The organism is Roseiflexus sp. (assembly GCF_057785375.1).
This window is the reverse complement of sequence record NZ_JBYNRX010000009.1, coordinates 40,151-60,674: the sequence shown is the minus strand read 5'-3', so window position 1 is coordinate 60,674 and position 20,524 is coordinate 40,151. Positions and strand designations below refer to the sequence as shown.

General features: G+C 60.6%; 13 protein-coding genes and 1 other RNA gene. 10 read left to right on the top strand and 4 right to left on the bottom strand.

Annotated features, from left to right (window positions below):
• Positions 1–176: 176 nt before the first annotated feature.
• On the bottom strand, positions 177–3,998 hold the full coding sequence (mfd, locus tag AC3EA7_RS01740) for a transcription-repair coupling factor (protein ID WP_488612300.1): 3,822 nt from the start codon (positions 3,996–3,998) through the stop codon (positions 177–179).
• 1,157 nt (positions 3,999–5,155) lie between these two features.
• On the opposite strand from mfd, the gene tig reads away from it, so the two are divergent.
• From tig to ssrA, 8 genes are all read left to right on the top strand, one after another.
• Positions 5,156–6,736, top strand: a complete 1,581-nt coding sequence (tig, locus tag AC3EA7_RS01735; protein WP_488612299.1) for a trigger factor — start codon at positions 5,156–5,158, stop codon at positions 6,734–6,736.
• A gap of 5 nt (positions 6,737–6,741) precedes the next feature.
• The gene (locus tag AC3EA7_RS01730) at positions 6,742–7,401 is read left to right on the top strand and encodes an ATP-dependent Clp protease proteolytic subunit (protein ID WP_488612298.1); all 660 of its coding nucleotides are present in this window, start codon (positions 6,742–6,744) and stop codon (positions 7,399–7,401) included.
• An 18-nt stretch (positions 7,402–7,419) separates the two neighbouring features.
• Positions 7,420–8,730, top strand: coding sequence for an ATP-dependent Clp protease ATP-binding subunit ClpX (clpX, locus tag AC3EA7_RS01725; RefSeq protein WP_488612297.1), 1,311 nt, complete (start codon positions 7,420–7,422; stop codon positions 8,728–8,730).
• 17 nt (positions 8,731–8,747) lie between these two features.
• Positions 8,748–9,644 (top strand): S-methyl-5'-thioadenosine phosphorylase, encoded by an 897-nt coding sequence (gene mtnP / locus AC3EA7_RS01720; protein WP_488612296.1) that lies wholly within the window; start codon positions 8,748–8,750, stop codon positions 9,642–9,644.
• Between the two features lie 363 nt (positions 9,645–10,007).
• A complete protein-coding gene (locus tag AC3EA7_RS01715; protein WP_488612295.1) occupies positions 10,008–10,793 on the top strand; it encodes a DUF1828 domain-containing protein in 786 nt (261 codons plus the stop codon).
• Positions 10,794–11,650: 857 nt separating this feature from the next.
• On the top strand, positions 11,651–13,255 hold the full coding sequence (locus AC3EA7_RS01710) for an ABC transporter substrate-binding protein (RefSeq protein WP_488612294.1): 1,605 nt from the start codon (positions 11,651–11,653) through the stop codon (positions 13,253–13,255).
• Positions 13,256–13,273: 18 nt separating this feature from the next.
• Entirely contained in the window at positions 13,274–13,588 is a 315-nt protein-coding gene (locus AC3EA7_RS01705; RefSeq protein ID WP_488612293.1) for an ABC transporter substrate-binding protein, read from the top strand.
• Positions 13,589–13,891: 303 nt separating this feature from the next.
• Positions 13,892–14,259: a transfer-messenger RNA gene (gene ssrA, locus AC3EA7_RS01700) on the top strand.
• 64 nt (positions 14,260–14,323) lie between these two features.
• Here ssrA and AC3EA7_RS01695 read toward each other — a convergent pair.
• Entirely contained in the window at positions 14,324–15,418 is a 1,095-nt protein-coding gene (locus AC3EA7_RS01695; protein ID WP_488612292.1) for a HigA family addiction module antitoxin, read from the bottom strand.
• Between the two features lie 23 nt (positions 15,419–15,441).
• Between AC3EA7_RS01695 and AC3EA7_RS01690 the strand changes: the two genes are divergently transcribed.
• Positions 15,442–15,588, top strand: a complete 147-nt coding sequence (locus AC3EA7_RS01690; protein ID WP_488612291.1) for a hypothetical protein — start codon at positions 15,442–15,444, stop codon at positions 15,586–15,588.
• A 297-nt stretch (positions 15,589–15,885) separates the two neighbouring features.
• Positions 15,886–18,297 carry a penicillin acylase family protein gene (locus tag AC3EA7_RS01685; protein WP_488612290.1) on the top strand — a complete coding sequence of 804 codons (2,412 nt, stop codon included), beginning with the start codon at positions 15,886–15,888 and terminating at the stop codon, positions 18,295–18,297.
• 336 nt (positions 18,298–18,633) lie between these two features.
• Here AC3EA7_RS01685 and AC3EA7_RS01680 read toward each other — a convergent pair whose 3' ends face one another.
• Both AC3EA7_RS01680 and AC3EA7_RS01675 read right to left on the bottom strand, forming a co-directional pair.
• Positions 18,634–19,878 carry a hypothetical protein gene (locus tag AC3EA7_RS01680; RefSeq protein ID WP_488612289.1) on the bottom strand — a complete coding sequence of 415 codons (1,245 nt, stop codon included), beginning with the start codon at positions 19,876–19,878 and terminating at the stop codon, positions 18,634–18,636.
• A gap of 63 nt (positions 19,879–19,941) precedes the next feature.
• Positions 19,942–20,523 carry a c-type cytochrome gene (locus tag AC3EA7_RS01675; protein WP_488612288.1) on the bottom strand — a complete coding sequence of 194 codons (582 nt, stop codon included), beginning with the start codon at positions 20,521–20,523 and terminating at the stop codon, positions 19,942–19,944.
• Between the last annotated feature and the right edge of the window lies 1 nt (position 20,524).

The window sequence follows — 20,524 nt, the reverse complement described above, 5'->3', positions numbered from 1 at the left end:
CGCTGGCGCGCCCCTACCTGCCGCCTTCCCACGTTCAACGTCCCCCAAGACCCTTGAGGTCAGAATGGGCGCAAACAGAGGGCGCAGACCGTTCCGCTGGCGTCGTTCTCGTGCAGAGCCAGGTTATTGGCAAAGACCTCAAGGGTCGGGCACGTTCCACTTTCAACCTGGAACCTTCAACCTGGAACCCCCAACACCCCCAACACCTCGCACAACGCCTCGATCCATGCCGGGTCGCCGCCGGCATTATGCACCCGCCGATCGATGCGCACGAACTGCGGACCAATGCGAATACCTCTGGAACGGGCAAAACGGCGCTCCAGACGCGCTCGCTGTCCGTCGGCGCCTTCTGGCAGTCGCACAATAAACTCCTCGTCGGTCGTGACTACCGAGGTGACGCCTGCGGCCAGCGCAAGCGCCTTAATCCGCAGCCAGATGAGCAACTGTTCCGCCGGTTCCGGGAGTTCGCCGAACCGATCGCGCAACTCCTGACGCAGGTCGTTCACCGCTTCCAGCGTCTGCACCGCCGCCATGTGCTGATACACCGCTAGCCGCACCTGATCGTCGCCAACATAATCGATGGGCAGGTAGGCGTCGAGCGGCAGATCGAGCGTGACCAGCGGCGAGATGAGCACTTTTTCGTCAACTTTGACCGGTGGTTGCCTGGGCGCCGACGATGGTCGATGTGGTCGAGCGATTGACTCTGCCGCACCGGTCGGCGCGGGTGTTCGCCGGGCATCGGCGCCGGTGAGCAGGTTCGTCGCAATCAACCGTTGTTTCAGGGTGCGCACAGCCTGTTCAAGCAGACGCGAGTAGAGGTCGAACCCCACTGCGGCAATGTGCCCACTCTGCTCAGCGCCGAGCAGGTTTCCCGCGCCTCGGATTTCGAGGTCGCGCATGGCAATGCGAAATCCGGCGCCGAGTTCGGTCGCCTCCTGAATCGCCTGGAGTCGCTCCTGCGCTTCCGGCGTCGAAGGACGTTCCGACCGGTAGAACAGATACGCATAAGCGCGCTGCGTACTGCGCCCTACCCGCCCGCGCAACTGGTACAACTGCGCCAGCCCAAAATGCGTCGCATCGTCGATAATGATCGTGTTGGCATTCGGCACGTCCAGCCCGCTCTCGATAATCGTCGTGCAGACCAACACATCATCCTTGCCGGTGAAGAAATCGAGCATCACCCGCTCGAGTTGACGCTCATCGAGCTGCCCGTGCCCGACGGCGATCCTGGCTTCCGGCACAAGCTGACGCAGCCGGTCGGCGATGTAGTAGATGCTCTGCACCCGATTGTGGACGAAGTAGACCTGCCCGCCACGGTCGAGTTCGCGCAGAATGGCTTCACGAATCATGTGCTCGTCATACGGGAGCACGTAGGTCTTGATCGGAATACGATCCTCAGGCGGCGTGTCGATCACGCTCAGGTCGCGGATGCCAGCCAGCGCCATATGGAGCGTGCGCGGAATCGGGGTTGCCGTCAGGGTAATGACATCCACATTAGTGCGCAACTGCTTGATGCGCTCCTTGTGGCGCACGCCAAACCGCTGCTCTTCATCGACCACCAGCAACCCGAGGTCCTTGAAGATCACATCCTTCGAGAGCAGGCGATGAGTGCCGATGATAACGTCGATCTCGCCGCGCGCCAGGCGCTGCACGATATCGCTCTGTTCCTTCGCCGAGCGAAAGCGCGAAATCATCTCGACCTGCACCGGGAACGCCGCCATACGCCGGCTGAAGGTGTCGTAGTGCTGCTGCGCGAGCACTGTGGTTGGCGCCAGCACCGCCACCTGTTTGCCATCCTGCACGGCTTTGAACGCCGCCCGCAGCGCCACTTCCGTCTTGCCGAACCCGACATCGCCGCAGATCAGGCGATCCATCGGCTGCGGCTGTTCCATATCGCGCTTGACATCAATGATCGCTTTGAGCTGGTCAGGGGTTTCGACATACGGGAAACTGGTTTCGAGTTCGCGTTGCCAGTCGGTATCAGGGCTGAATGCGTGCCCCTCCGCCAGCTGGCGCTGCGCATAGAGACCGATCAGATCGTCCGCCAGGTCCTGCACAGCGGCGCGCGCTTTGCGCTTGGCGCGCTCCCAATCCTGCGTACCGAGGCGGGTGAGATGCGGTTCGGCATCGCCTGCGCCGATGTAGCGTGAGACGCGGTCGATCTGATCGACCGGAACGTAGAGCCGGTCGCCTTCGGCATACCGCAGGTTCAGGTAATCGCGCTCGATGCCGCCGACGCTCCGCCGCACCAATCCTTCATAGACCGCAATGCCGTGCTCGATATGCACCACATAATCGCCAGGTTTCAGCCCGCGCAGAAACGCTGCGCGATCCTCGGCGCTGCGTTCACGGCGCCGGCGGCGCTCGGTCGTGATCCGGCGCTGCCGCCAGCCGAAGATTTCGCTATCGCTGTAGAGTGTCAGGCGCAATGCGGGCAAACGGAACCCTGCGTCGAGCGAGCCATGGATGGCGGTAAACAATGACGAATCGACTGCTGAGTCATCGGACGCTTCGCGCTGCACGCCTTCTGCAACCAGCTCCTGCAAGCGCGCCGCCTGCGGCGTCACCACGACAACCCGCTCACCTTTGTGCAACCGTTCAACACTATCCTCGATCAGACGCCGGATCTGCCCGCCAAACAGTTCGGCAGGCACAACCAGATGCTCCGGCAAAAGATACACACGGAAACGTTCGTCAGGCGGATCGGCGCTCGTTGATGTATGCGTCTCAGAAGGATCGGCGCCATTGCCCGACAGGGGCGCGACGGGCGATGCGGAGTCGGGCAGTAACACATCCCACACCGGTCGCTCGTTATTGCTGAAATCCGCCAGGGTCAGCGTCTCCGCCTGCGCCATCAGTTCGCGCCAGCGCAGATAGGGGCGCGGAAATGCCGCCGGAAGTTCACCGGCGTCGACCTGCTGGCGGCGGCGCGTTTCCGCCTGATAATCGAGTTCTGCGGCATGCTGCGCCAGCAGTAACGCATCATTGAATGCAACGATTGCGCCCGGCGGCAGATGGCGCAGCAGCGTGGCCGGATCGCCCGCCTCATCGCGGAAGAACGGCGCGAACAATGCGCGCCCCTCGAACCGCTCGCCGCCACGGATGTGCTCGAACGCCTGCAGCCATTCATCGAGCGCCTCGCGCCGCAGCGCCGACGTATCAATATCGCGCATACGCGCCAGTGCTGCGTCGCGTCGCCACAACGGAACCTCATGCGGCGGACCGACGATCGCTGCGCCGATCTGCGCCTCACTACGCTGCGTCAGCGGGTCGAAGCGCCGTAGGCTGTCGATTTCATCGCCAAAAAACTCGATCCGCAGCGGCAGATCGTCTCCCGGCGGAAACACGTCGATAATGCCGCCGCGCCGGTTGACCTCGCCTGGCTCTTCAACCGTCGGCGCATAGCGATACCCCCGATCGATCAACCGTTCCATCAGAACGTCCAGCACGCATGGTGCGCCACGCTCCAGAGGAATACTGCCGGCGCGCAGTTCAGCCGGCGTCAGCGTTGGCTGCATCAACGCCCTGACCGGCGCCACCACAACCGGCGGCGGCGCGCCATCGCCGGCGTCGTGCGCCGCCAGGCGATGCAGAACGCGCATGCGCGCAGCGAGGATGTCGCCACCGGTAGACATATGCTCATACGGCAGCGCGTCGCTTGCCGGAAAGATCAACACGCGATCATCGCCGAGCCATTGGCGCAGATCGTCACAGGCACGCAGCGCCGCATCGGTTGTACTCACCACATACAATACCGGCGCAGCCATTGCGCCAGCCATCGCAGCAACCAGCGGCGCGCGCGCCGCTCCCGGCGCGGGCGCAACATGCAGGCGCGCACCAGCGCAGGTGCGCAGCGTTGCGATCAACTCCTGAACCGGCGCCAGCGCCGTTATTTCATCGAGGAGAGTCGTCAGCGAAAGAATCGTCGTTGTCACATCGGTCACCAACACCGAAAGGGAGCCTGGTCGCCCGACCGGCTCCTTATTCAACCTCGTCATTCCCATTGCTATCAGAGTACCATGAAGCGCAGCCCTGCGCAAAGATCGCATGCGGGTCCAGGCATGAATGGTCAGGCGGCAACCCGCCGCACCGCCCGACGCGGCGCCCTGAGCGTGTCGAAGGGTCGAAGGGCTGAACCGTCGAGCTGCGCGCACGAAGGGCGCTGCCGCGCACTCGCTCCGGCGCATGCGCCCGCACCGCGCTAGCCGCGCGTCAGCGGGGCTTCGTCCACGCAGCACGGGCGTTTACGTCCGCGCGAGCGCCGTCTGCCAGAACCGCAGTGGTTCCTGTCCCATCATGCCTGCACCCATGCAGGTCCGCGCATGCGTGGTCAGGCGGCAACCCGCCGCACCGCCCGCCGCGGCGTCCTGAGCCCTGAGATTGTCGAAAGGTTGAAGGGTCGAAGGGTCGAAGGGCTCAACTGTCGGGCTGCGCACACGAAGGGCGCGGTCGCGCCCGTGCTCCGGCGCATGCGCCTGCACCGCTCCAGCCCCGCTGACGCGGTGCGGGCGCGGTGCGGGCGTTATTAGTCAGTACACGAAGTTTTCTTACTTTTTTAGCTCTGAGCGCAACGAAGGGTATCCTGCATCAGGACACGGCGGATTCTTCGCCACACGCAACCGATGAATCATCGGAAGGGCGCCGGCATAATGGGTCAGGACACGACGCTCCGGCGGCCAGCGATTGACATCGCCCCTGACAGGCCTGCGGCCGCCCGTCCGCCTGCGCGGACGAGACCGGCGGCGTCCACGCAGGTGGACGCCCGGCGGAACGCCTGCCCGGCGCGACTTCAGTCGCCAGCCCAAGCGTAGCGCCACAGAGACGCGCTTGCTTGCCGCCTGACCATGCATGCCTGGACCATCACCGGAAAACGTGCTTTACAGACCAGTTATGGTTTTTGAGCAATTAATCCGGTATCGCCACGTCCAGCCCGCGCAGGCGGGCTACAAGGCGGATAGCGGGATAATTATTCAAAGTCCATCAGCCGCCGGGCGATCAGGCGCATAGCGGGATCGCGCGGGTGCAGTCTGCAAGAAACGAGGCGATTCCTGTCATGCTATGACCCTGCCCCGTCCCGCGCCGTTGCGCCCACGTTTCTTCGTGCTATAATACTCAAGAATTGCTTTACTTTTTCTAGCCCTCTGGAGTGGTGTCGGTGAAGGTTACAACCGAAAAGAAGCCTCGCAGTATTCTCGAACTGACCGTCGAACTCGATAAAGAACAGATCGAGAAGGCGCTGGATCGCGCGGCGCGCCGGATGTCGCAGAAGTACAACATCCCTGGATTTCGCAAAGGAAAAGTGCCTCGTTTCATTGTCGAAAACTATTTCGGGCGCGAAGCCCTGCTCGAAGAAGCGTCCGACGACCTGATCAACAAGGCGTTCCAGGATGCCATCAAGCAGGAAAACATCGAGCCGTATGCGCAGTCGCACATCATTGCCGTCAATCTCGACACGCCGCCGTTCACGTTTACGGTCGAAGTTCCGGTGGCGCCGACCGTTGAGTTGCCCGACTATCGCGCCTTCCATGTGCCGTTCGAGCCGGACGAGGTGACGGACGAAACGCTCAACCGCGCGATGGAAGCGCGACGGGACCGGCACGTTGTGTTGCGTGCGCTCGAAGAGCCGCGCCCGGCGCAACACGGCGATCAACTGACAGTGCAGCTCGAAACGTATGTCGATGGCGAACCGCTCGACCCACGCCCTGAGGATGAGGAGATCCCCCAATCCACGCTGGTGCTCGACCCTGAGCGGATCGTGGCCGGATTGTACGAGGCGCTGCTTGGTGTGATGCCCAACACGATGGTCGATGTGACGGTTCGCATGGCGGACGATCACGAGAATGAGCAGGTGCGCGGCAAGGACGTGCGCTTCGTCGTCAACGTTCTGGAGATCCAGGAGCGTCTTCTGCCGGAATGGGACGAACTGCCGGCGCTGGAGAACTTCGAGGGGACGCTCGACGAACTACGCGAGCAGACGCGCCAGGAACTCATCGAAGCGGCGCGCAGGAACGCTGAGGACGAAGTCTTCGGCGAGTATGTGCGCCAGGTCGTCGCGGGCACGACCTTCGACCTGCCTGATGCGCTGATCGAACGGGAAGCGGACAGCATGCTGCGCGAGCGCGAGGCGGAGTATGAGCGCTATGGCATTCGCCCTGAACAGATTTATGAGATTCAGGGCAAGAAGCGCGAAGACTGGATCGAGGAGTTGAAACCGGCGGCGGAAGAGCGCGCCAAACGCGGTCTCGTGCTGCGTGAAATTGCGAAAGCCGAAGGGCTGGCGCCGAACAAGGCGGAGATCACGCAGGAGATCGAAGACATTGTGGCGGGTATGGAGGAGGAGCGGCGCGACAGCGCTCGCATGATCCTGGGTTCCGAGTTGCTTCCGCTCGTCGCTGCCGGGGTTGTGGATCGCAAACTGCGCCGCCGTATCCTCACGATTGCGACCGGCGACCCGTCGTTTGAACAGCGCGCTGCGCCTGACGCTGCCGATGAGTCGCAGGAAGCCGCCGCAGACGAAGCGCTGTCTGCTGAACAGAGCGCCACACCTGTTGTTGTCGATGAACCGCACGAAGCCGCCGATAAAGCACCGTCTGCCGAGGCTGGCGAGTTGCCTGCGGACGAAGCCGATTCCATCCCCGATGCAACGCCTGCCGTATCAGAGGAAAATGAGCGTGTTGCGTCTGCAGAAGATGGCGCTGCCGTCGAGGCGGCAGCCCACCAAACAAGAACGGAGTAAAAAGTATGGGTATCTGGCAATCAAACTATCGCGTGGACTGGACTGCGCCGCGCATTGAGTCGCTCATCCCGATGGTGGTCGAGAGCACCAATCGTGGCGAGCGCGCCTACGATATCTATTCGCGCTTGCTGAAAGAGCGCGTCATTCTGCTGGGAACGCCGATCGAGGATCAGATCGCCAACCTGATCGTCGCTCAGTTGCTGTTCCTCGAACATGAAGACCCGGACCGCGACATCTGGCTCTATATCAACAGCCCTGGCGGTTCGATCACGGCGGGGCTGGCGATCTATGACACCATGCAGGTCATTCGTCCCGACGTGGCGACGGTCTGCGTCGGTATGGCGGGGAGCATGGCGACGCCGATCCTGGCTGGCGGCGCGAAAGGCAAGCGCTACAGCCTGCCACACTCGACTATTCACATGCACCCGGCTGGCGGCGGCGCACGCGGCTATGCGCCCGACGTCGAGATCATGGCGCGTGAATTGCTGCGCGAACAGCAACTGATCCGTGAACTGCTGGCGAAGGATACCGGCCAGCCGCTCGAGCGCATTGCGCGCGACTTCGACCGCGACCTGTTCATGGATCCGCAGCAGGCGAAAGAGTATGGCATCATCGACGAAATCCTGACTCGTGAAGATCTGCAAGCGGCTGGCGAACGCCGCTGAGTGGCTACAGGAGCGCCTATGTCTCGCACACGCGGCGGCAACCCCAATTCGCCGAATAGTCGCGGCGCATACTTCTGTTCCTTCTGTGGACGCGGACAGGAAGAGGTGCAGCGCCTGATCGCCGGTCCCGGCACGGTTTTCATCTGTGATGAGTGTGTGGCGCTGTGCAGCGCCATCATTGCCGAAGAAACCGGATCGCGTCCATCACCCCGACGTTCATCGGCTCACCTGCCGGCTCGCCTGCCGACGCCGCGCCGGTTGCGCGAATGGCTCGATCAGTATGTCATCGGGCAGGATCGCGCGAAAGTGGTATTGTCGGTTGCGGTCTACAATCACTACAAACGGCTGCGTGCCGGGCAGAACGCCGATGACATCGAGATCGGCAAGAGCAACATTCTGCTGATCGGTCCGACCGGCAGCGGCAAAACCTTGCTGGCGCAAACGCTGGCGCGTGTGCTCGACGTGCCTTTCGCGATTGCCGATGCTACCGCATTGACCGAAGCCGGGTACGTCGGCGAGGATGTCGAGAATATTCTGCTGCGGTTGATCCAGGCGGCGGACGGCGACATCGAGCGCGCGCAGACCGGCATCATCTACATTGACGAGATTGACAAGATCGCGCGCAAGAGCGATAACCCATCGATCACGCGCGATGTGTCCGGCGAGGGCGTGCAACAGGCGTTGCTGAAGATCCTCGAGGGGTGCGTGGCGCACGTTCCGCCCGTCCCCGGTCGCAAACATCCGCAGCAGGAGTACATTTCGTTCGATACCACGCACGTGCTGTTCATCTGCGGCGGCGCCTTCGAGGGTCTCGACAAAATCATCAGCCAGCGCATTGGCGGCAAGCGCAGCATTGGCTTTCACGCAGGCGAACCATCCGACGCTCCTGCATCGCTGCTGTCGCAGGTCACGCCGGACGACCTGCTGCGTTATGGCTTCATTCCCGAATTCATCGGGCGGCTGCCGGTCGTCGCCGCGCTCGACCCGCTCGACAAGCAGGCAATGATCCGAATATTGACCGAACCGCGCAACGCGATTATCAAACAGTATCAGAAAATGCTGGCCCTCGACCACGTTGAACTCGAAGTCACTCCCGATGCGCTCGAAGCGATTGCCGAACGGGCGCTTCAGTCGAAGACCGGTGCGCGCGCGCTGCGCACGATTGTTGAAGAAATCCTGCTCGATGTGATGTACGAGATACCGTCGCAGGAACACATCGGGCGGTGTATCATCAACGCCGAAGTGGTCGAAGGGCGCGGGCACCCTATCCTGGTGCCGCGCTCCGCCGAACGGCAGGAGTACCGCCGCCGTATGGACGAGGCGGTGTAACTTTCCCGGAGCAACGTATGACCGCAGCGCAACAGACGGAACAGCGCGCCACAATTGGCGTCATTGGCGGGAGCGGTCTGTACGCAATGGACGATCTCACAGACGTTGAGCGCGTGACGTTGCAGACCCCCTTCGGCGCGCCGAGCGACGCCTATGTGATTGGCACGATTGAAGGGTATCGTGTCGCCTTTCTGCCGCGCCACGGCGTCGGTCACCGTCTTTCACCGAGCGAAGTGCCGGGTCGCGCCAATATCTACGGCTTCCGCATGCTCGGCGTGCGCTCCCTGATCGCGGTGAGCGCCGTCGGCAGCCTGCGTGAAGAGTACGCCCCTGGGCACATCGTCATTCCCGATCAGTTGTACGACCGCACCAAAGGGCATCGTCCCGACACCTTCTTCGGCGGCGGGTTGGTCGTGCATGTGCAGTTCGACCGCCCCTTCGACGCCGGGCTTTCCGACCGCCTGGAGCAGGCGGCGCGCGCCGCCGGCGCCACCGTCCATCGCGGCGGCACGCTGGTGGTGATGGAAGGTCCACAGTTCAGCACGCTTGCCGAAAGCGAAGAAAATCGGCGGCGCGGGCACCACCTGATCGGCATGACCGCGCTTCCCGAAGCCAAACTGGCGCGCGAAGCGGAGATCGCCTACGCCATGCTGGCAATGGTGACCGACTACGACTGCTGGCATCCGGGGCACGACGCGGTCACGGTCGAAATGGTCGTGCAGGTGCTCCAGGCAAACGCGCGGCTTGCCCAGGATGTCGTGCGGCGCGCCATTCCCCTGATCGGCGACGGCTTCGACAGCCCGGCGCATCGCGCCCTGGCGACCGCCATTATCACCGACCCCGCCGTCATCCCGCCCGAAAAACGCGCGCAGGTTGATCTGCTCGTGGGAAAGTACCTGCGCAAAGAAGCATAGCGACGTTTGGGAGCGTGTCTGCAAACCCGCATCATAAAATGCAATGTTGGGTGGGCGAAGACCTTCGCCCGCTCAATTCGCCTTTTCAGACACGCTCTTATAGGGCGATCAATCGGAAGCTGCACAATGATTGCCCGTGTTGACCATCTTGCGGCTGACGTTGGCTTCGACAGGCTCAGCCAATGTCAGCCGCGCTACGTCCGTGATTGTCCAGGTTGCGTTTTTTACACTACGGCGCGCGCTCAGCCAACGTCAGCCGTGCTACGTCCATGATTGTCCAGGTTTTGGGAAATCACTCTATTAGATTCTGATCCGCAATGGCGGATTAATGAACCCTCCGCCTGTGCAGAAAAGATTGCTCCTATGAGTCGTGAGCGTATTTGCCGACAACTGATCGAGAGCCTCCCGCTCCTTTTCACATGTGAGGAAAAAGGAGAGTATGTCCGCATCAGGACCCCCTACCTCTACCCTGATGGTGATAGTATCGATCTGTTTTGTAAGGAAGAGGATAGCGTCATCGTTGTCTCGGATTTGGGCGAAACGGGCCGCTGGTTGCAGATGCAGAGCGTCTCTTCAAAGCGCACGCCAAAGCAACAAGCGTTCATCGACGATATTTGCCTGAACCATGGGGTAGAGTTCTACAGAGGTATGTTGCTGGCGCGCTGCCATCCCGGAGACGATCTATCCCGTGTTGTCACACGTGTATCCCAGGCAGCGCTGCGGATGTCGGATCTCTGGTTCATGCTGCGCACACAAGCGGTCGTATCGTTTGCAGATGAAGTATCAGACTTTCTTGTGGAACGGGCATTTCGCTTCGACCGGGATGTGCCGCATAGGGGAAAATCAGGGCGCATCTGGAAGGTCGATTTCCACGTGCGCGCAGAAGAACGAAGTTCGCTGGTGTATGTTTTGAGCACCGGCAGTCGATCGGCAGCTTCACGGGCGGTCAATAGCGTTCACACCGCTTTTTTTGATTTGATGTATCTGAATGCAGGTCTAGAGTCGCTCCAGTTCGTTTCACTATTCAATGATAGTGTCGATATCTGGACTGAAGAGGATTTCCGGTTGGCGGAGCAGGTGTCCATCCCTGCGCGCTGGTCGCAGCCGGAAGAGTTTGCGTCTCTTCTACGAGGAGCGTCGTGGCGCTGAAACTCTAACAATGTTCTAACACACATTCCTTTACACTCCTCTTCCAATCTGCTACAGTACCGAATACTTGGGGATGACTGGTCTCGACAGGGAAGGATGTCTCAGGTTGCACGCCGAGCCGCCCAGTCTCGTTAATTATACAAATGACTGCGCATTAGTATTAGATGCAGCACAATACGCTCCAGAGAACACGTTCTTCGCCACACCCACATTCCAGGACATGTTCGTGCCGCCCTCGCCAGAGAGATGATGTTCGTCGGGCATAGCGCGGGCGATGACAGACGGCAATCGTCAGTTCCTGTTCGGCTGTCTACGTAGACCTCCATCCGCTAACGCCAATGTGCGGTCATTCGTACCATCTGCCGATACACATTACCCGGTTCACCCCGCAGACTGAGCGCCCGAACATCTTGTATGACTGACCGCCAATTGGTATAAGAACCCTGCCGTCAGCTCTACATTTTCCAGTTGCATGATGGCTACTGATATGCAACGGGGTCTTATTAGGGCAATAGCGGTCAACACGAGCAATGCACTGCCAGGATCGCCTGCCCCGATCCCACAAGCGCCAGCCTGCCCCGCTTGTTCAGTTCCGTGCGACTCGCGTCTGGTTTGCAGGCAGTATGCCATTCACTACGAACCTTGCAGTAATACCCGCGATTGTGGCGGAAGAGCAGATTATCGAGAAAAGCACAGATGCTCGAGATGTTGCTGGCCCAATACCTGCTCGTGCGCGGGCTGGAGTCAGACATCGCTTGGATGCGTCTATGATCTGGGTTGTGAATTGCGCGATAGCTGCCAGAGTTGCAGCGGCCATGGCGGTTGCCCGGCTGCGGTAAGTGGCGATGAGTGACGGTATGGCCAATCAGAGTCGAAGCCCGTTCAGGAACAAATCTCGTCAGCAAAGAACAGTCAGACTGACGGGTTCGCTTCTCATCGGTCTGATAGTCGTTGCAACAATCGTCCTGTTGAGCAGATCATCGCTATCGCCAACAGAGAGTCTGCCTGTACCGCACCCTTCTTCCGCCTTAGCTGTGCCTCATCCCATTACAGGCGACCTGCGCGTCCGGCAAGGGATCGCTCACTGCCTCAATCGAGCAGAGTTGATCCATGCGGTGTATCCCTGGCTCGAAGACACAAGTCCCTTTGCGATGACGTCGTTTGTTCCTGTGGGGCACTGGGCCTATCCCCACGATGCCTCAGGTCTGACAAGTCACACCTTCGACCCGGTAAGGGGCAGGGCTTTGTTCGAAGAGGCTGGTTGGAGGCTCATTGCGGGCGCTGTCTATCGCACCAATGCGAAGGGCCAGACGATGCGCCTCACCCTGACTGCCAGTGAAGCCGATTTTCGCACAGCCTGGATCGCCATCTTCAAGGAGCAAATGAAGAACTGCGGGCTGCTCATAGAGCACCGGCGCATTCCAGGCGACTGGCGCTCCGAGGAGGCTCTCAAGCGCCGTGATTTCGAGTTGGTTGCGCATACCTGGCTCAGCCCAACCGATTCCAACAGGCTCACATTCTTCGAGTGCGACCAGATCCCTTCGCCAGAAAATAACTGGCAGGGCGACAACTTCACGGGTTGGTGCAACCCGCGGGCCAATGAGGCCATCCGCCTTGTCACCGGCGTCCGCAGCAGACGGGAAACCCGGCGAACCGCCTATCGCATCATGCAGAAAGAATACACCCGCGATCTCCCAAGCCTGCCGCTTTTCAGCCATGTCCTTGTGTATGCCAGTAACACTGCGCTGCAGAACCTTAATCCATCTCCAAATGAGATGTTGTATACATGGAACATAGCCCAATGGGTCATTCCTGGAAAGGATACTATCGTGATCGCCCAGCGGTCGGAGCCGACTTCCCTTTCCGTATTGACAGACGACTCGTATATCACCCGGCTGATTGGCGCGCTGGTGTTCGGGGTCGATACCACCAGCCTGGGCTACGATACCCAGCCAATCACGCTCAAACAGATCCCCTCCATTGAGAATGGCATGATCCAGATCAATGTGGTACGAGTCGGCGAGGGGGAACACATTGTGGACGCGAACGGCAATGCGGTTGAACTCCAGGCGGGTGTTCGCATCATTGATGCTCAGGGAAATGAGATCACATATCGTGGCGGTATCGTGGATATGAGCCAACTGATTGTAAGGTATGAATTTGTGGAAGGGCTGAGGTGGTCGGATGGCGCCCCAGTGTCTCGATCTGACTATGCACTCTCCTATCGAATCCAGTGCAGTCTGGACACTGTTGCTGAGACTTTGCGGCTGCCCTGCGAGAAGATGCACGACGTGGACTTTGCGAGCGATACCGCGTATGTGGTAACCTGGAAACCGGGCTATCTTGGGCAAACAAAACCTGACTCTACGGAACATCCGTATTTCCTCCCACCGATTGGGCGTCAGCCATCCCATCAGACTCTCAGCAATGGACAACGACTGGCTGATGTGCCGCTTCCGTAGTGGAACTGGCTTCCGGAAGTGCATCAGCAACCCCTCGGCATTGGTCCATATGTCGTCAGTTCTTGGGAGCCTGGCAGGGAGATCGTGTTTACTGCTAATCCATACTATTTCAAGGGATTTCCTGCGACCCCCAGGATCATTGTGCGATTTCTCGCCCCGAAGCAGGCGGTTGAAGCCTTGCGTAGAGGCGAGGTTGATGTGGTCGATGAGGACACACTACCACCGGACGAGATTGGTGATCTGGTGAAAGCCCAGGCAGATCTGCAGGTGCGTTTCCATTTCGTCCCATCACCCTCCGCTGAACTTCTTGCTTTTGTGCTCAACGCACAGTAGCTGGCTTGATGGTGATGCCTTCGGGGTCCAGGCATGAATTGTCAGACGGCAAGCAAGCGCGTCTCTGCTGCGCTGCGCCTCGGCTGGCGACTGAAGTCGCGCCGGGCGGGCGTTCCGCCGGACGTCCACCTGCGTGGACGCCGCCGGTCCCGTCCGCGCAGGCGGACGGTCGGCCGCAGGTCCATCAGGGGCGATTTCAATCGCTGGCAGCCGGAGCGTCGTTTCCTGACACATCATGCCTGCACCCATGCCTTCCAGCCCCTTTACACTCCTCTCCCCATTTGTTATAATATGGACGCGCTTGGGGATGACTGGTCTCGACAGGGAAGGATGTCTCAGGTTGCAAGCCGAGCCGCCCAGTCTCGTTAAAGGGGCAACGGCATAACTGCCAACAACAACAAAGTCGTCGCCTTCAAGCCGGCGATGGCTCTGGCTGCCTAACAAAACAGCAGCCCGCTCCCTTGCTCTCACCCCGATGGAGTAAGTTCGAGCGTCAGCAAGTCGGGGCGCTCCCGGCGAACGCCTGCGGCGCCGGGCTAAGATAAGCGGGATGGCTCAAAAGTCGCTCTGTTCGTCGTGCGACTGCGAGCGACAGCAAACGACGGACTAAGCTTGTAGACGCCTGAGTCTAACTTTTCTGGACGGGGGTTCGACTCCCCCCATCTCCACCACTACGAAAGCCCGTCCTGTCCGCCGCCGCCAACGTCAGGACGGGCTTCGTGTTTCCTTCGCAGGTCAACGACCGCTCGAATCGGTCCATTTCCGCAGATATGGGCTGACCTTACGCAGTAAGGTGCGCAGATGCTTGTAACTCACAGTCCCGTCAAACATCAACTGCCCAAGAAGGATGCCCGGATGGATCTGTTGGTCAGCAGCGAAGCGCTCGATCGCCCTGCGTGAGAAGTAGGGCCTGGTGCGGGCAACCCAGGACTCGAACGCATTCTGGTCGATCAACCATGCTCGCGCCTGCCGGTTCGCTTCCTGCTCTTGCTCATCGCGGCGCTGTTCCTCATCCTCAAAGTTATCGAGATGCAGCGCGCAATGCCCCATCACCAGATGAGCCAGCTCGTGCATCAGGGTAAACCAGAACGAGTCAATCCGGTCATAGCGCAGGGTCAACCCGATGATCGGCGTACTGTCGGCGTCGCAGAGCACGCCATCGATGTAAGTCTTTGGCAGCGGCGGCACAATGATGAAGCGCACGCCAAGCGACTGGAGCAGCGGCGGAACCTCCTCCACCTGCTCTGGTGTTGTCGCAAGCTGGCGGATCTCCGGAATCGCCTTGATCAGGTCTGCGCGACTGAAAGGTGGAACCTTCTGTTCAAGTGCGAGCTGGCGCACCCGGCATACCCAGGCGACCTGAGCGCCGCGCTCAGGACCACGTGCAACGCTATGACGCAGGCTGACCGCCTCCATCATCGCTTCCGGGTTGCCACCCAGCAGGCGGCAAACATCGCGCTCCAGATCCTCAGCGACACCGGTCGCGCACAGCCAGCCCCGGCGGATCATGTCAGCGATCGGGAGCATGCTGTAGAGCCTGCTGCGCGTTGCAATCTCGGAACCGCCATTTCCACCACGCTGGCGGGCGAGATCAAGGCGGTAGCTCGCTTCCAAGTTCGTCCAGATCTCGGCTGAGGCGCCGAATGCCTGCGCCGGTTCCAGCGCCGTTTCCGGGGTAATCTGTTTAACACCGCGGATAATCTCGCTGATCGCCTGAGGCGGACGACCCATGATCTCGGCGAGGTCGCGCTGCGACCAAACCCGCTCCTCAAGCTCCATTTTGATGATCTCGCCTGGCGCTACTGCACAGGCTGGCTGTACGTTATCCATGCAGCGCCTCTTCTCGTGTTCTAATGGTAATCTACTATCTCGACGATGACAACTTCTGGATCTTCGTTACTGTGCTCGATCCGAACGATCAGGCGCCATTGCCTGTTGAGCCGAAACGAATGCTGACCAGCGCGATCGCCACTCAGTTTTTCGTAGTGCAGCGACTTTAAGCTGTAAAAATCGCGTGTATCGGGTGCATTCCGGATAACAGCCATGACGCGAAAGAAGCCTTTAACCACGCTCTGCTCGTACTGCTCAGCACCCCGTCCTATCAGTGGAGAGCGCCTGGATCTTTCTGTCGGCGAAACGGAAGCGCATAGAGCAGCCCTGAGCGGCGTGCAGATCGGCACTTGAGTATAGCAAACGGAATAATCATTTATGGGGTGATAAGGTGAAATCTTAATAAATGCAGTACATCTGTGGTATAATGACCCCTACGTCGATGTTGAACTGTTTGCGAGGCAACAATGCGGTTGCTGAAACGCATTCTCCTCTGGGCGGCGTTGGTCCTGGTCATTGTGCTGGCGCTCGGCGCCGGCGGCGGCTACCTCTGGCTGCGTCGCTCGCTGCCGCAGACAAGCGGCGAAATCCGGGTGAGCGGGATTAGCGGTCCGGTAACAATTGTGCGCGATAGCGATGGCGTGGCGCATATCACCGGCGCAACCGAAACGGACGTCGCCTTCGGGCTGGGGTTCGTCCACGCGCAGGAACGGCTCTGGCAGATGGAAGTACAGCGTCGCATCGGCCATGGCCGACTCTCCGAGATCTTCGGCGCAACCACGCTCAATACCGACCGCTTCCTGCGCACACTCGGCGTGACCCGCGCCGCGCGCAGCGCCTATGAGCGACTCGACGCGGATACTGTCGCCATGCTCGAAGCCTATGCAGCGGGTGTGAATGCCTTTCTTGCCACCAACCCGGTCCTGCCGCCGGAGTTCCTCATCCTTGGCGTGCAGCCCGAACCATGGCAGCCAATCGACTCACTCGTCTGGGCGAAGATGATGGCGTGGGACCTCGGCGGCAACTGGAACGACGAGATGATGCGTTCGCTGCTGATTGCCCGGATTGGCGCGGAAGACGCCGATTTTCTCATGCCAGCCTATACCGCCGACGGTCCGCTGATCCTGCCCGAAGGCGCGCTGAGCCAGCCTGCGACGTCGGCAGCCAGGCCAAACGTTATGATCCAATCCACCACGGCGCACGCGATGCTCGAACTCTGGGAGACGGCGCATCTGACGACCGGATTGGGCAACCGGCTGGCCGGCTCGAACAATTGGGTGATCGGCGGGGCGCGCACCGCGAGCGGCAAGCCGTTGCTGGTCAACGATCCACACCTCGGCAACCGCATTCCCTCAATCTGGTATCTGGCACATATACAGGGCGGTGCGATCAATTCCATTGGCGCCACCTTTCCGGGCCTGCCGGCGGTCGTCATCGGCCATAATGAGCGCATCGCCTGGGGCGTGACCAATACCGGTCCTGATGTGCAGGACCTCTATATCGAACGGATCGACGCCCAGAATTATGTCGAGTATAACGACAGGCGCGAACCGGTCACACTGATCAGCGAGACGATCAACGTCAAGGATGCCGAGCCGGTGACGTTGACGGTGCGCATCACCCGCCATGGTCCGATCATCAGCGATGTGACATCTGGCACTGGCGAGACGCTGGCATTCCGCTGGACGGCGCTCGATGAGGAGGACGCAACGATCCGCGCTTTTCTCAACATCAACCAGGCGCGCAATTGGGAGGAGTTTACCGCAGCGCTGCGCGATTACAAGGCGCCGATGCAGAACTTCGTCTACGCCGATGTCGAGGGCAATATCGGCTACTACGCACCAGGCGCGCTCCCGATCCGTCGCAACGGCGACGGGACGCTGCCTGTGCCGGGGTGGACCGACGAGTATGAATGGGTCGGGTATGTGCCGTTCGAAGACCTGCCTCATAGCTACAACCCTCCGCAGGGGTATATCGCCACCGCGAATAACCGGGTAGTCGGTGATGAGTACCCCTACCTGCTGGGAACATCATGGGCAGCGCCGTACCGGGCGCAGCGCATTGTCGAGATGATCGAGCAGGGAAACCGGCTGACCGTTGCTGACATGCGCGCGATGCTGGGAGATGTAGTCTCGGTGCAGGCGCGCGAACTTTTGCCCGCGCTGCTCGACGTTCAACCCGCCGGACCGCGCGAAACCGCCGCTCTCGAGTTGTTGCGCGGCTGGGACGGCGCCATGCGTGGCGACAGCGCCGCCGCAGCGGTTTATCAGGCATACTATTATGCTGTCATCGAGACGATTTTCGCCGATGAATTGCGCGACCTCTTCGCGGGTCAGTACCAGGGCGAGCGCGATTTTCCAGCGATGGCGCTGCGCACGGTGTTGCTCGACGGGCGGAGTGAGTGGTGCGATGATGTCACAACGCCGACGGTCATGGAAGATTGTGGAACCATACTGGCAAAGGCGCTGACCCGCGGGCTGGAGGCGATGGCGGATGCGCAGGGGGAAAGCAATCCGGCACGCTGGCGCTGGGATCGCGTCCATCAGGCGGTCTTTCCGCACACTCCGTTCAGCCAGGTTGGGGCGCTGCGCGGCGTCTTCGAGCGGCGCATTCCCAACGGCGGCGACAATTTTACGGTCAACGTCGCGCCGGTGCGCATCACCGAACCATACCTTCAGTACAATGCGCCGTCATATCGCCAGATTATCGACCTTGGCGACCTGAATGCATCGCGGTTCATGCACACCACCGGGCAATCGGGCAATGTGCTGAGCAGCCGCTACAGCGACTATCTTGAGCGTTGGCAACGGGTGGAAGACGCACCCATGCGGTCGAGCGGCGCAATCGAGGGTGAGCGGCTGGTGCTGGTGGGGGAGTAAGAGGGCAAAAACGAGCGTCGCAATGCGAAGCGCATCTCGCACAATCTCCACCGGTGCATTCCAGTCGTGCCCACAGGCCGGTCATGGCGTCAGTCACCAGGGCAAATAGCGCGATTGTGGATTAATTCTTGTCATCTCACCACACCGCCGCACAATCCTGAGCACGTAGCAGCCCCACCAGGGCGTGACCGACCTGAGCAAGGGCTTCAGCCCGCAGTGCCAGGATGCCGTCTGACCATATTCATCAGTCGGGTTGGGCACGCAACGGGGTGGGTAAGATAAGGGGCGCCCTCATCAGGACGCCCCTCTATCAGAATATTGAACATGCCACGCGGATCAATGATGTTCTGCGGTCGCCTTGCCATGATGCCCATGCCCATGGCCGCCGGCCTCCTGGCGGCGCAGCAACGGCAGGCGATAATCGTTCGGCGCAAGCAACGGCGCGCGCTGCAGGTTCCAGGCGAACACCCCCAGCCACAACCCGCCGATGGCGATCAGCGTCACCAGATCGAGCCAGTGAATGTGGAACCCATCTGGATGGAACGCCGGCATAATCTTCCAGAAGTACCAGACGATCTCGATAATGTACAGATAGATCGCAATCGCCGTCAGATTTGCCAGCCGGCGCTTGGCGAAGCGGCTCAGCAACAGCATGAACGGCAGGAGGAAATGCCCGAAGATCATCACAATCCCGAGAATCTCCCAGCCGCCCGCCGAGCGATGCCCGTGCCACGGCGTCAATTCCGGCACATTCCCCGACCAGATGATCAGGTACTCGGAGAAATTGACATATGCCCAGACCGCCACGAATGCGAACAGGAACTTGCCCAGGTCGTGCAGCCGGTCGACGGGAATGCCAAACGGCAGCAGATTGCGCGACTTGAGCGCCGCCAGCGCGATGATGCCGCCGCCGAAGGTCAGGATCAGCATACTGGCGATGTAGGTCACCGGATACATCGAGGAGAACCACTCCGGCTCCAGTGACATGCCCCAGTCGGTGGCGGCGAACGTCCACGCCATCACCAGCACAACAATGCCAGGACCGCTCAGGCGCTGGAAGCGACCGCGCAGACTGTCACTGAACCCCTTTGCATCTTCTTCGAGCGACCACTGCCGCAGCAGGTAGGCCATGCCAATGAACAGCGCAAAATAGATCACTGCGCGCACCAGGAAGAAGGGCACATTCAGGTAAGGCGTCTTCAGCGCCACCACCTCATCGTTCGCCACCACTTCCGGGTTCGTCCAGGGAAAGAGGTAGTGCGTTCCCATCATTGTTTCTGCCGCAATCGGCAAAAACAGGATCGCCATCAGCGGCAGGGTAAGCGCCGCCGCCTCCAGCAGGCGCCGCAGCATCAATCCCCACACCCCCTGCGTGATGTGATTAATCATCAGCACCAGCAGTCCGCCGAGCGACAGAGCGATCCAGAAGAAGTAGGCGAAGATGTAGGAATGAAAGAACTGCGCCGCTCCCAAAAACGCCCCGGCAACTGCCAGCAGCATCGCGACGCCGCCAACGATCAGTGCCACTTGCTGAAGGCGCCCCAGCGCCGGACGAAGCGCAGCAGGCTCTTGTGCAATCATAGTCATCCCTTTCGGACGAGAGAACATTCCCGACAGCGGGCCAGGGTCCAATCTCCCAACCCCTCAGTTCTGCGGCGGCGGGTTCTTCTGCAACTCACGGATATGCGCCACAATCGCCCAGCGGTCGCTGATATTCTGGATGCGATAGCCATAGGCATACATCGTACCCTTGCCGTACACGATGGTTTCGTAGTGCTGCCCGTCGGGCATATCGAGCAGGCGCTGGTCGTAGAACGACGGCGGGCGCGGATTGAGCAGCAGACCAACCTGACCGCGACCGTTGCCATTGGCGCCGTGACATACCGCACAATAGATGCGGTAGCGTTGTGCGCCGCGCTCCAGCAACTCCGGCGAGATCTGGATCGGGATCGTCGTGACATAGGCGCCATTCGGATCGCCATCGACGCGCCCGACACTGACGGCATCAATCCGCAACCGACCGCGCGCCACGGTGTTCTCCACCAGCGGGCGCGCCGATGCGCCATCGGCGAAGATCTCACTCGCCTGCTGCGGCTTGTAGTTCGCCTGATCGTACATCTCCAGGTGGCACGCAGTCATCAGCAGTGCGACGGCAATCAGCCACCCTGCCCGAAGAACCCGTCCACGCAGCGATCCTGGACGGCGGCGTTGTCGCAGGTTCAGCATT

Excerpts from the sequence above, each read along its gene's own strand:
- mfd (WP_488612300.1), bottom strand. The coding sequence starts at position 3,998 with ATGACGAGGTTGAATAAGGAGCCGGTCGGGCGACCAGGCTCCCTTTCG.
- AC3EA7_RS01730 (WP_488612298.1), top strand. The coding sequence starts at position 6,742 with ATGGGTATCTGGCAATCAAACTATCGCGTGGACTGGACTGCGCCGCGC.
- clpX (WP_488612297.1), top strand. The coding sequence starts at position 7,420 with ATGTCTCGCACACGCGGCGGCAACCCCAATTCGCCGAATAGTCGCGGC.
- mtnP (WP_488612296.1), top strand. The coding sequence starts at position 8,748 with ATGACCGCAGCGCAACAGACGGAACAGCGCGCCACAATTGGCGTCATT.
- AC3EA7_RS01715 (WP_488612295.1), top strand. The coding sequence starts at position 10,008 with ATGAGTCGTGAGCGTATTTGCCGACAACTGATCGAGAGCCTCCCGCTC.
- AC3EA7_RS01710 (WP_488612294.1), top strand. The coding sequence starts at position 11,651 with ATGGCCAATCAGAGTCGAAGCCCGTTCAGGAACAAATCTCGTCAGCAA.
- AC3EA7_RS01695 (WP_488612292.1), bottom strand. The coding sequence starts at position 15,418 with ATGGATAACGTACAGCCAGCCTGTGCAGTAGCGCCAGGCGAGATCATC.
- AC3EA7_RS01690 (WP_488612291.1), top strand. The coding sequence starts at position 15,442 with ATGGTAATCTACTATCTCGACGATGACAACTTCTGGATCTTCGTTACT.
- AC3EA7_RS01685 (WP_488612290.1), top strand. The coding sequence starts at position 15,886 with ATGCGGTTGCTGAAACGCATTCTCCTCTGGGCGGCGTTGGTCCTGGTC.
- AC3EA7_RS01680 (WP_488612289.1), bottom strand. The coding sequence starts at position 19,878 with ATGATTGCACAAGAGCCTGCTGCGCTTCGTCCGGCGCTGGGGCGCCTT.
- AC3EA7_RS01675 (WP_488612288.1), bottom strand. The coding sequence starts at position 20,523 with ATGCTGAACCTGCGACAACGCCGCCGTCCAGGATCGCTGCGTGGACGG.